Raw genomic sequence first — 12,062 nt, forward strand, 5'->3', positions numbered from 1 at the left:
GTTCACCGACGCGACGGCGCGCGGTCGCGTCGCGGCCGCCGAGGACGCCACCGTCGGCCGTAGGCAGTCCCCGTGCGTGTGGTGGTGGTCGCCGAGTCCTGGTCCCCGGCCGTCGACGGCGTGACGCGCTCGGTCGCGCGGGTGTGCGAGCACCTGGCCCGGCGCGGGCACGAGTGCCTGCTCGTCGCGCCCGAGGCGCGCTACCGACCGGTCCTCGACACGGTCCCGACCGTCCGGGTGCCCGCCGTGCGCCTGCCCGGGGCCGACCTGTGCCTCGGGCTGCCGAGCCCGCGCGTCGCCGAGGTGCTCCGGGCGTGCGCGCCCGACGTCGTCCACCTGGCGTCACCGTTCTCCCTCGGCGCGCAGGCCGCCCGGGCCGCCGACCGGATCGACGCCGCGAGCGTGGCGGTCTACCAGACCGACGTGGCCGCCCTCCGCGCCCCGCCTCGTCGGCCCACGACGCCACTGCGCCCCCGGCACCAGGTGGCGGTGGGCTGAGGCAGGCCCGGGGCGAGAAGGCGTGCGGGCAGGTCGAGGGGCCCACCGCCGCCGACCGTCCCGGGCGGCGCCCAGGCCAGGCCCCGCCCCTCAGGAGGGAGGGCCGTCACCCTCCTCGGCCGCACCGCCGACGGCCCCGCTCTCGCTCCGGGTCTGCGTCTGGTCCGGGCTGTGGTCCGGGATCCGGTCCGGGCTGTGGTCCGAGGTCGCGGGCTGGGTCTCGGCGTCGGTCTCGTCCACCACCGGCGGCAGACCGGCGGGGCCCTGCTCCAGCAGCGTGCGGAAGCCCTGCTCGTCGAGGATCCGCAGACCGAGCTCACGGGCGCGGGCCTCCTTCTGGCCGGCGTTCTCCCCGACGACGACGAAGTCGGTCTTCTTCGACACCGAGGAGGACGCCTTGCCGCCGCGCGTGAGGATCGCCTCCTTGGCGCCGTCACGGCTGAAGCCCTCCAGGCCCCCCGTCACGACGACCGTGACGCCCTCCAGGTGCCGCGGCGTCGAGGCGTCCTGCTCGTCCTCCAGCCGGACGCCGGCGTCCCGCCAGGACTCGACGATGTCGCGGTGCCAGTCGACGTCCCACCAGGCGAGGACGGCGTCGGCGATGACCGGCCCGACGCCGTCGGCGGCGGCGAGCTCCTCGGCGCTCGCGCCGACGACGGCGTCGAGGCTGCCGAAGCGGGTCGCGAGCGAGCGGGCCGCCGTCGGCCCGACGTGGCGGATCGACAGCGCGACGAGCACGCGCCACAGCGGCCGGTCCCGCGCGGCGGCCAGGTTGTCCAGCAGCCGCCGGCCGTTGGCCGACAGGTCGCCGTTCGCGTTGCGGAACAGCGGGACGCGCAGCAGGTCGGGCTCACCCAGGTCGAAGAGCCCGCCCTCGTCGAGCAGGACGCGGTCCCCCGCCGGGTCCTCCTCCTCGTCCACCACCGGGTCGGCCCCTGCCGCCTCGGCCCCCTCCCCGGTGGTCCCCCCGCCCGAGCGCTCGCCGTCGCGGCTGCCCCCGGCGTCGGGCACGCCGCCCAGCAGCGCACCGGCCGCCTCCCAGCCCAGCGCCTCGACGTCGAAGGCACTGCGGGAGGCGATGTGGAAGAGCCGCTCCCTCAGCTGGGCCGGGCACGTGCGCGCGTTGGGGCAGCGGATGTCCTTGTCGCCCTCGCGCTCGTGCGCCAGGCGCGTCCCGCAGGAGGGGCAGTGCGTGGGCATGACCCACTCCGGCCCGCGCCCGGGCACCTCGGCCTCGTCGCCCGTGCCGTCGCCGCCCCCGCTGGCCCCGGCCGCCGGCAGCACCGGCCCGAGCACCTCCGGGATGACGTCACCGGCCTTGCGGACGACGACCAGGTCCCCAGGCCGGACGCCCTTGCGGCGGACCTCGTCGGCGTTGTGCAGCGTCGCCAGCTCGACGGTCGAGCCGGCGACGAGCACCGGCTCCATCCGGGCGAAGGGCGTCACGCGCCCCGTGCGCCCCACGTTGACGGAGATGGCGAGCAGCCGGGTCGTGACCTCCTCGGGCGGGTACTTGTAGGCGATGGCCCAGCGCGGCGCCCGGCTGGTGGCTCCCAGGCGGCGCTGGAGGGCGAGGTCGTCGACCTTGACGACGACGCCGTCGATCTCGTGCGTGACGTCGTGGCGCCCCTCGCCCGTCGCGGCGACGAACGCGCGGACGTCGGCGACGTCGTCGAGGACGCGGGCGTACGGGCTCACCGGCAGCCCGAGCGCGGCGAGATACTCGTACGCCTGGGACTGCGTGCTGACGTCGAGGCCCCGCCGGGCGCCGAGCCCGTGCAGCAGCACCCGCAGCGGCCGGCGGGCGGTGACCCGCGGGTCCTTCTGGCGCAACGAGCCCGCCGCCGAGTTGCGGGGGTTGGCGAAGGGCTGCTTGCCCGCCTCCACCAGTCCGGCGTTCAGCTCGGCGAAGTCCTCGACCGGGATGAAGACCTCCCCGCGCAGCTCCAGGAGCTCGGGGACGGGCACGCCCGCGTCGTCGCGCAGCCGGTGCGGGACGTCGCGCATGGTGCGGACGTTGAGCGTGACGTCCTCGCCCGTGCGGCCGTCCCCGCGGGTCGCCGCGCGCACGAGCCGACCGTCCTCGTAGACCAGGTCGACGGCGAGCCCGTCGATCTTCGGCTCGCACAGCCACCGCAGCCGCGCGCCCTCGCCGGCGTCGCGCACCACCCGCTCGACCCACTCGCCCAGCTCCTCGGCGGTGAAGACGTTGTCGAGGCTGAGCATCCGCTCCAGGTGGTCGACGGGGGTGAACTCGGTGGAGAAGGCGCCGCCGACCCGCTGCGTCGGGGAGTCGGGCGCCGCGAGCTCGGGGTGGGCGGCCTCCAGCTCCTGCAGCTGCCGCAGCAGGGCGTCGAAGGTGGCGTCGGGGACCGTCGGGGCGTCGCGCAGGTAGTAGGCGAGCTGGTGGCCCCGCACCTCCTCGGCGAGCTCGGCCCAGGTGCGGCGGTCCTCCTCGGACGCCGGCGCGCCCACCGCCGCACCGCCCTCGGGAGTCACCCGGGCCTCCTCGTCCGCGCTGCTCCCGGCGGTCGGACGGACGTGCTCGGCGGGGGTCGGGCTCACGTCGCGCATCTTGCCGGAGGGCCCCGGCAACGGCCCGCCCCGGGGCGGCGCGCGCTCCCCGGGGCGGCGCGCGCTCCCCGGGGCCCGAGACGGGAGGGCCAGACGCGACGAGGCCGCCTCGCCGGGTCCGGGAAGGACCCGCCGGGGCGGCCTCGTCAGGGAGCGTCTGGGGTGCGGGACCTCAGAGGTCGATCGGACCAGCCTCGACCGCTGCGGCCTCGGCCTTCGCCGAGCGCTCGGCCAGGCGGGCAGCCGTGGTCTCCGAGCGCTGGGTCACGCTCTCCACCGTGAGGTCCGCCGACGACGGCTCGCTCGCGGCGGTCCGGGCGATGGAGGCCTCGAGCGCCTGCGGCGCGATCGTGGCACCCGCCTCGCCGCCCGCGGCGAACTGCCCGCCCAGGGACCCGCGCACGCGGTTGGCGTCGCCGACCGTCGGGGCCGGGTCGTTGCCGGTGCCGCTGAGCGAGCCGGCGACGATGTTCTGGTCGACGAAGACCTCGGCCATGTTGTCCGAGATCGTCACGTCGCTGCCCCAGAAGCTGGCCATGTCGCAGGGCTCGACGGGGCCGTCGGCACCGATCTGCAGGAGGACGCCGTTGCCCGTGTAGGTGGCCGGTCCGTAGACCTCGCTCTCGCAGAAGACGCCACCCTCGGCGTTGTCGACGACGTCGAGGCTCTGGCCGATGGTCGAGTCGACGACGTCGGCGAACACGGTGCCGATGGCCCGGACGGGACCGGAGACGCTCGACGAGGTGAGCTCCAGCTCGCCGGTGCGCACGTCCACCTGGCCGTCGACCGTGCTGGCCTCCAGCGTGGTTCTGCTGTCGACCGCGGAGCCGTCGACCATGCGCACGACCACGGAGGTCGCCGAGCTGTCGAAGAGGGCGACGCCCCAGCCCTGGCGCGAGGTGACGCGGCCGTCGACCTCGGAGCCGTTGACCTCGAAGTAGCTGTCCTCCGCGACGAGGACGGCGTTGCCGAAGGTGGACCCCTCGGCGACGAGGTCGGCGCCGGGGGCGACGCGGGTGCTGCCCTGCACGACGACGTCGGTGAGGACGCAGGCGCCCTCCGGCGGGACGACGAGGTCGCCGGGGATGGTGACGCCGGTGGCGGTGCCGTCGCACCGCGTCGTGAGGCCGGAGGCGCTCGTCGCGGGGACGGCCACGGCCACCACACCGCCGGCGGCCAGCAGGGTGCCAGCGGTGAGGGCGCTGATCAGCTTCATGTTCCGGGGGGCTCCTTCGTCGGCCTCGGGCGAGGCTCTGTCATGGACGCGCAGGCCCGGGCGGGCCGCGCCGGCCGCACGGTGGTCGGTCACGCGGACGCCCGTACCGTGGCAGAACGATCACCCAGAGGCAATGACCTGGATGTGAACGCTCATGCAACGGGCCCGGTCGACACCGTCCGGTGGCGCCGTCACCCGAAGGAGTCCCTGACCAGACCCCCGCAGGGTCACGGTGCGTGGTAGAGCCGGCCCGGAGGCTCGACGGGGCGCACCGGTGACGGGCGTCGGCCGGGTCGACCTGCCGCAGCGGGCAGGACGCCGCAGCTCACCCCGCGGAGACGTCGAGCAGCGCGTCGGCGGCCTCCCGCAGCCGGCGCAGGACGGCCCTGGCCCGCGCGGGCGTGGCGCCCGCGAGCCCCCCGGCGGGGGTGAGGGCCACGCCGGCCAGCGCGGCTGGCGGGAGGCCCAGCCGTGCCCACGGCCGGCGGACGTCCTCGACGAGGTCAGCCGGCCGGCGCAGCGCCCCGTCCGGGCCGTCGGGGCGCAGGCCTGCCCACAGCGTCCGGCCGTCCTCGAGCAGCGGGGCCAGCGCCTCCCACGCCGCGTCGTCGAGGCCGGCGAGGTCGACGCCGACCCCGTCGGCGCCCGTGCGCCCCAGCAGGTCCAGCGGCGCCCCGGCCTCCCCGCACCGCACGAGCACGTGGCGGGCGCCGGCCCGACGGCCCGCCTCGACGACCGTCCGCAGGCCGACCTCGACCTCGTCGGCGGGGACGGGTTCCACGCGGCCGAAGCCGCTGGCGCGGCGCAGCGTCCCGTCCAGGACGGCCGGCAGGGACGGCTCGTCGACCTGCAGCGCCAGCTCGGCGCCCGGGACGGCCCGCCGGACCTCGGCGAGGTGCTCGCCCAGCCCCTCGGCGAGGGAGTCGACGACGTCGCGACGCGCCCCGGGGTCGGTGCTGGCGCGCTCGCCGCGCAGCAGCCGGACGGAGGCGGCGAGCGTCCACGGGCCGGCGAGCTGGACCTTGAGCTCGCCGGCGTACCCGTCGGCCGCCTCGGCGAGGGCGTCGAGGTCGCTGCGCCGCAGGCTGCGTGCCCGCTCGGCGTCGCGGCCGGCGTGGTCGACGAACCGCCAGCCGGAGGGCTGCAGGTCCACCGGCAGGTCCACGAGCACCGACGCCGTCCGCCCGACGGGCTCGGCCCCCGGGCCCCGCCCCGGCTGCTCGACGACGAAAGGCAGGCCCGGGGCCGTGCCGAGCTCGTCGAGGACCGTGCGGGCCGCCTCCAGCGGGTGCTCGACCGGCCAGGACCCGGTGCCGCTGAGGCGTCCCCGCAGCGGGGCCGGCCGCGCCACCGCCTCGGCCTGCGCGCCGCCGCCCTGCTCCTCCCGCACGTCCACGCGGCGACGGTAGCCGCGCCCACCTCCCCCGGCCGCCCGGCGCCGGGGCCGTCCCCGCGGCCGGGGCGGCCTCAGCGGGAGGAGGAGATGGTGGCCGACCCGACCACGCGCGTCCCGTCGTAGAGCGCCAGGGTCTGGCCGGGGGCGACACCGCGCACCGGCACCTCCAGGCGCACCTCGAACGGGTCGACCCCGGTGACCTCGCAGGCCACCTCTGCCCCGTGCGCGCGCAGCTGGGCCCCGAGCCGGGCTCCCGGCGCCGGCGCCGGGCCGGCCCAGGTCGGCGCGCTCCCCCGCACGAGCGTGCGGTCCAGGCGCTCGACGGGGCCGACGGTGACGTCGCCCGTGGCCACCTGCACCTCCAGGACGTACCGCGGACGGCCGTCCGCGGCGGGCCGGCCCACCTTCAGCCCGCGGCGCTGGCCGACGGTGAAGCCGGCGGCGCCGTCGTGCTCGCCGAGGACCTCGCCGTCCTCGGCCCGCACGAGACCAGGCTGGGCGGGCACCCGCTCGCGCAGCCAGGCCCGGGCGTCCCCGCCGGGCACGAAGCAGATGTCGTGGCTGTCGGGCTTGTCGGCGACGGCGAGGCCGCGAGCGGCCGCCTCGGCGCGCACGTCCGCCTTCGCGGCGACGTCCCCGAGCGGCAGCAGCGCCCGGGCCAGCCGGTGCGGCGGGAGCACGGCGAGCACGTAGGACTGGTCCTTGGCGGCGTCACGGGCACGGTGCAGGGCGGGCGGCCCTCCGTCCGGGTCCGGCTCGAGCCGGGCGTAGTGACCGGTGGCGAGCGCGTCGAAGCCGAGCGCCAGGGCCCGGTCCAGCAGCGCGGCGAACTTCACGCGCTCGTTGCACCGCACGCACGGGTTCGGCGTGCGCCCGGCGGCGTACTCGGCCGTGAAGTCCTCGACGACGTCGACGGCGAAGCGCTCGGAGAGGTCCCACACGTAGAACGGGATGCCGAGGACGTCGGCCGCGCGGCGCGCGTCGCCGGCGTCCTCGACCGTGCAGCACCCGCGGGCCCTCGCCGGTGCCGGCTCCCCCGCCGCGGAGGCACCGCGGGAGAGCGCCAGGTGCACCCCGACGACCTCGTGGCCGGCGTCGACGGCGCGGGCGGCGGCGACCGCCGAGTCGACACCTCCGCTCATGGCGGCCAGTACTCGCACGGCTCAGCCCCCGACCCGCGCGGGCACCCGCGACCGCGTCGGAGCCGCTGCGCCCCGGAGACCACCGGCCGTCCCGGGGACGGGTCCAGGAGCCGTCGCCGCCCGGGCCCTGCGGGCGGCGGCGACGACCTCCGGCAGCGCGTCCAGCAGCGCCGTCACGTCCGCGCGGGAGCTGGTGCGCCCGAGGCTGACCCGCAGCGCCCCGCGGGCGAGGTCGCCGTCGACGCCCATCGCGGCCAGCACGTGGCTCGCCGTGGGCGCGCCGGCGCTGCAGGCGCTCCCGGTGGAGACGGCGATGCCGCGGGCGTCGAGGAGGTAGAGCAGCGCGTCGCCGTCGCAGCCCGGCAGCAGGAGGAGCGCCGTCCCGGGCAGCGAGGTGCCGAGGCCGTGGCCACCGGCGACCACGAGGTCTGAGACCTGCTGCGCCGCACGGGCGAGCAGCTCCGCGCGCAGGGCGGCCAGGCGCCCGCCGACCTCGTCGCGCTCGGCCACGGCCGCGGTGAGCGCGACGGCGAGGCCGCGGGCGAGGGCGACGGGCGAGCTGCCCGGCCGCAGCCCCCGCTCGTGCCCGCCGCCCACGGCGAGGGGCGCCAGCGCCGTGCCGCGGCGCAGCAGCAACGCGCCCGTCCCGACAGGGGCGCCCACCTTGTGGCCCGAGACCGACACCGCCGCGAGCCCCGAGGCGGCGAGGTCGACCCGCTGGGTGGCCGGCGCCTGGACGGCGTCGCTGTGCACCGGCACGCCCGCGGCGGCGCAGGCGGCGACGACGTCGTCGAGCGGCTGCAGGACGCCGGTCTCGTTGTTCGCCCACATGAGGCTCACCAGGGCCACCTGCCCCGGGGTGCGCGCGAGCTCGCCCTCCAGCGCGCCGACGTCCAGGCGCCCGCGCTCGTCGACGGGCAGCACGGTGAGGTCGACGACGCCGTCGGCGGCCAGCCGCCGGGCGGGCTCCAGCACGGCGGGGTGCTCGACGGCGCTGACGAGCAGCCGGCGCCGGCGCGCGTCCTCGCGCTGGCGCGCGCGCACGAGCCCGGTGACGGCGAGGTTGTCGGCCTCGGTGCCGCCGGAGGTCAGCAGCACCTCCTCGGGCCTCGCGCCGAGGGCGGCGGCCACCTGCTCGCGCGAGTCCTCCAGCACCCGCCGCAGCGCGCGCCCCTCGGCGTGGGCGGAGGAGGCGTTGCCGGGCATCGCCAGCACCTCGGCCATCGCCGTCGCCGCCGCGGGCAGGACGGGCGCGCTCGCGGCGTGGTCGAGGTAGACCCGGCGCTGCTCCACCCGCCCGAGGGTAGGTCCCCTCCGCGCAACCCCGGGCCGGCTCCTGGCCGGCTCCGGGCTGTCCTCCGGTGCAGCCGCTCGCGGTGGAGCACCGGGCCGGCCGTGCCGGGGCCGGGTGAGGCGGACGTCACCACCCGAGCCGTCCGCGCGCACCGACCGCCGCTGGCACAGTGGTCGCCCGTGCCTGCCGATGGACCTGCCGTGAGGAGCGCGACCGCAGCCGGCGACGCCGCCGGCCGCCCCAGCCGACCGCACCCGCTCGGCGTGCACCTGCTGGAGGGCGGCGGCGCGTCGGCCGCCGTCTACGCCCCGCACGCCGAGAAGGTCGAGATCGCCCTGCTGCAGGACGACGGCGCCGGCGGGCTCGCCGAGGAGCGCCTCGCCCTGCCCGGGCGCACGCACGGCGTCTGGCACGGCGTCCTGCCGGGCGTCGGCGCCGGCCAGCGCTACGGCGTGCGGGTCACCGGCCCGTGGGAGCCCGAGCGCGGCCACCGCTTCAACCCCGCCAAGCTGCTGCTGGACCCCTACGCCCGGGCGGTCGCGGACGAGGTGCGCTGGGACGCCGCGCTCTTCGCCCACGAGGTCGACGAGGCGTGGAAACCCGTCGACGGCCCCGCCCGCGAGGGCGGCGCCCGGCGCCGCAGCGACCAGGACTCCGCCCCGTTCGCCGCGCACGGGGTCGTGCTGCCGGCGCGGCACGCCGACCCGGGCCTGCGCCCGCGCACGCCGTGGGCCGACACCGTCGTCTACGAGGCGCACGTGCGCGGCCTGACCATGCGCCACCCCGACGTCCCGCCCGAGCTGCGCGGCACCTACGCGGCCCTGGGCCACCCGGCCGTCGTCGAGCACCTGCTCGGCCTCGGCGTCACGGCGCTGGAGCTGCTGCCGGTGCACGCGATCGCCGAGGAGCCGCACCTGGTCCGCCGCGGCCGGCGCAACGCCTGGGGCTACAGCACGCTGTCCTACTTCGCGCCGGCGCCGCGGTACGCGAGCGCGGCGGCCCGTGCCCTCGGCCCGGCCGCCGTCGTCGCCGAGCTCGCCGGGGCGGTCGAGTCGCTGCACGCGGCCGGCCTGGAGGTGCTGCTCGACGTCGTCTACAACCACACGGCCGAGGGCGGCGTCGAAGGCCCGGCCCACTCCTTCCGCGGCCTCGACGCCGAGGCCTACTACCGGCTCGACTCGGCCGGCCTCGACGTGGACGTCACCGGGTGCGGCGGCACGCTCGACTTCTCCTCCGCGCGCGTCGTCGCCCTCGCCCTGGACTCCCTGCGGCACTGGGTGCAGAGCTACGGCGTCGACGGCTTCCGCTTCGACCTCGCGCCCGCCCTGGCCCGCGGCCGGGACCTCGGCTACGACGCCGAGCACCCCTTCCTCGTGGCCGCGCGCGCCGACCCGGTGCTGGCCGACGTCAAGCTCGTCGCCGAGCCGTGGGACGTCGGTCCGCACGGCTGGCGGACCGGGCAGTTCCCCGTGCCCTTCGGCGAGTGGAACGACCGGTTCCGCGACGACGTCCGCAGCTTCTGGCTGGCCGACGCCGCCCGCGCGCGACGCGGCGAGCACCCCGGCGACGGCGTCCGGCACCTGGCGACGCGGCTGGCCGGCTCGGCCGACCTCTTCGCGCACGGCGCGAGCACCGACGCCTCCCGGCGCGGCCCGCTGGCCTCGGTCAACTTCCTCGCCGCCCACGACGGCTTCACCCTGGCCGACGCCTGCGCCCACGAGACCAAGCACAACGAGGGCAACGGCGAGGACAACCGGGACGGGCACGGGGACAACCGCTCCGACCACCACGGGGTCGAGGGCCGCACGCAGGACGCCGACGTCCTCGCCGCGCGACGGCGCTCGGTGCGCAACCTGCTCGGCACGCTGCTGTGCTCGACCGGGGTGCCGATGCTGCTGGCGGGCGACGAGATGCTGCGGACCCAGGCCGGCAACAACAACGCCTACGTCGTCGACGACGAGCAGGTGTGGCTGGACTGGCCGGCGCTCGCCCGCGGCGGCCCCGAGGCGGACCTCCTCGCGACGACTCGGCACCTCACCCGGCTGCGGCGCGAGCACGCCGTGCTGCGCCAGGACACCTTTGCGAGCGGTCGCCCCGTCCACGAGGACGGCAGCACCGACCTGGCCTGGTTCGGCCCCGACGGCCGCGCGATGACCGAGGAGCGCTGGCACGAGGCCCAGCTGCGCACCCTGCAGATGTTCCTGCACGGGGGGCCCGCGGACGGCCGGTCCTTGCTCGTCGTGCTGCACTCCGGCGCCGGCAGCACGCCGGTCACCCTGCCCGGCCGCCCGTGGGCCGAGCAGTGGGAGCTGCTGTGGCAGAGCGAGTGCGAGCACCCCGACGACATGGTCGCGAGCACGCACCGGGCCGACGCCGTCGTCGAGCTGGGCGAGCGGTCGATGCGGGTCTACGCCGCCGAGCGCCCGGCCTGACCACCCCGACGCCCGCCGGGCGGTGGTCGCCGGGCCGCTACGGTCGGCAGATGCCTGACGACACCTCCGGCTGGGTCCTGCTCGTGTGCGGCGCACTCCTCGTCGTCGCAGGCGCGGCCGTCGCCGCCGGCCTCACCCTCCGGTGGCTGCCCCGTCGGGTCGAGGTCGACGGGACGGACGTCACGGCGTCGGTCCGGCGCAGGCACCGCCTCTCGGGTCTCGGCCTCCTGCTCCTCGGCCTCACCTTCTGGACGGTGCAGCTCCTCACCGGCTGAGGCGGACGCCGGGCGGGGCGGGCCCCCGGTGCCGGCCGACCGACCGAGCCTTCGGGCGCCGTCGGGGGACCCCGGCTTGCACCCACTCCCCTCCACGCGGGATAGTCGTTGCCCTGGGCACCGGGAAGCCTCGCTGGCTCCACCCCGAGCCGACCAGCAGGGCCGCCCCGCGGCCTCACGGCCCGGCCCGCGACCGCGCCCAGCCCCGCGACGACGCGTGTCGTCCCGGGCGGGAGGCGCGTCGACGGCGACACCACCCACCGAGAGGTCCTCATGATCACGATGACGATGTTCCTCAAGCGCAAGGCGGGCCTGAGCGCCGAGGACTTCGCCGAGCACCACGAGCGTGTCCACGGCCCGCTCATGCGCTCCATCCCCGAGGCGCGTGAGCACCTCGTGCGCTACTCCCAGGTCCACCCGCGCGGCCTCACCACCGACGCCGTCCCGCTCAGCGGCTTCGACGGCGTCGCCGAGCTGTGGTTCGACTCCATGGCCGGCCTCGAGGCCGTGATGGGCTCGGAGACCTTCCGGACCCAGGTGGCCGCCGACGAGGCGACCTTCCTCGACCGGGACGCCACGACCGTCGTCGTCGGCGAGCGGACGGAGGTCGTCGGCGACGCGAGTGCCGAGCTGGCGGCCCAGCCCCTGTCGCAGGAGGAGGACCGGTCCCTGCCCCGCGGCATCAACCACGTCGGCCTGACGGTGCCCGACCTCGAGGCGGCGACGACCTTCCTGGCCTCGGCGTTCGGCGCGAAGGTCGCCTACGACGGCCTGACGGCGCAGGAGCCGCCGCGCGAGGGCGCCGAGACCGAGCGCCAGCTCGGCCTGCCCTCCGGTGCGCGCATCCGCGCGCAGCGGATGCTGCAGATCGGCACGGGCCCGAGCCTGGAGATGTTCGAGGTGGAGACGCCCGAGCGCCAGGACGCTGCCGGGCTGGCGGACCTGGGCTGGCAGCACGTCGCCCTCTTCGTCGACGACCTCGAGGCCACGCTCGCCCGCGCCGTCGCCGCGGGCGCGACCGCGCTGTCCGAGCCGCACCCCAACTCCCGGCACGAGGACACCGAGGGCAACGCCAGCGTCTACGTCCGCCCGCCGTGGGGCGGCCTGCTGGAGCTGCAGCAGCTGCCGGCAGGCCACTGGTACGGCGAGGACAGCGAGAGCACGGTGTGGACGCCGCCTCGACGCACGGCGGCCTGACGCCCCTGGCCAGCGCCCACGACCCACCGGCCGTCCTG

General features: G+C 77.4%; 9 protein-coding genes. 4 read left to right on the top strand and 5 right to left on the bottom strand.

What is annotated here, in order from left to right; translation table 11 throughout:
- The first annotated feature begins 72 nt into the window (after nt 1-72).
- Entirely contained in the window at nt 73-498 is a 426-nt protein-coding gene (locus tag WDV86_RS11015; protein ID WP_339567682.1) for a glycosyltransferase, read from the top strand.
- Between the two features lie 90 nt (nt 499-588).
- Here WDV86_RS11015 and ligA read toward each other — a convergent pair whose 3' ends face one another.
- The 5 genes from ligA to WDV86_RS11040 form a co-directional block, all read right to left on the bottom strand.
- Complete coding sequence (ligA, locus tag WDV86_RS11020) at nt 589-3,063, bottom strand: NAD-dependent DNA ligase LigA (RefSeq protein WP_339567683.1); 2,475 nt, start codon at nt 3,061-3,063, stop codon at nt 589-591.
- A gap of 181 nt (nt 3,064-3,244) precedes the next feature.
- Nucleotides 3,245-4,288 carry a hypothetical protein gene (locus tag WDV86_RS11025; RefSeq protein WP_339567684.1) on the bottom strand — a complete coding sequence of 348 codons (1,044 nt, stop codon included), beginning with the start codon at nt 4,286-4,288 and terminating at the stop codon, nt 3,245-3,247.
- Between the two features lie 325 nt (nt 4,289-4,613).
- Nucleotides 4,614-5,684 carry a methionine synthase gene (locus WDV86_RS11030; protein WP_339567685.1) on the bottom strand — a complete coding sequence of 357 codons (1,071 nt, stop codon included), beginning with the start codon at nt 5,682-5,684 and terminating at the stop codon, nt 4,614-4,616.
- Between the two features lie 71 nt (nt 5,685-5,755).
- On the bottom strand, nt 5,756-6,826 hold the full coding sequence (gene mnmA, locus WDV86_RS11035; RefSeq protein WP_445263036.1) for a tRNA 2-thiouridine(34) synthase MnmA: 1,071 nt from the start codon (nt 6,824-6,826) through the stop codon (nt 5,756-5,758).
- A 21-nt stretch (nt 6,827-6,847) separates the two neighbouring features.
- Nucleotides 6,848-8,119, bottom strand: a complete 1,272-nt coding sequence (locus WDV86_RS11040) for a cysteine desulfurase family protein (RefSeq protein WP_339567687.1) — start codon at nt 8,117-8,119, stop codon at nt 6,848-6,850.
- 201 nt (nt 8,120-8,320) lie between these two features.
- On the opposite strand from WDV86_RS11040, the gene glgX reads away from it, so the two are divergent.
- The 3 genes from glgX (at nt 8,321) to WDV86_RS11055 (ending at nt 12,024) form a co-directional block, all read left to right on the top strand.
- Entirely contained in the window at nt 8,321-10,552 is a 2,232-nt protein-coding gene (gene glgX / locus WDV86_RS11045; RefSeq protein ID WP_339567688.1) for a glycogen debranching protein GlgX, read from the top strand.
- A gap of 50 nt (nt 10,553-10,602) precedes the next feature.
- The gene (locus tag WDV86_RS11050; protein WP_339567689.1) at nt 10,603-10,827 is read left to right on the top strand and encodes a hypothetical protein; all 225 of its coding nucleotides are present in this window, start codon (nt 10,603-10,605) and stop codon (nt 10,825-10,827) included.
- A 273-nt stretch (nt 10,828-11,100) separates the two neighbouring features.
- Entirely contained in the window at nt 11,101-12,024 is a 924-nt protein-coding gene (locus WDV86_RS11055) for an EthD family reductase (protein ID WP_339567690.1), read from the top strand.
- Nucleotides 12,025-12,062: the final 38 nt, after the last annotated feature.

Origin of the sequence: Pseudokineococcus sp. 1T1Z-3 (assembly GCF_037482365.1) — a bacterium.
Classification (GTDB): domain Bacteria; phylum Actinomycetota; class Actinomycetes; order Actinomycetales; family Quadrisphaeraceae; genus Pseudokineococcus.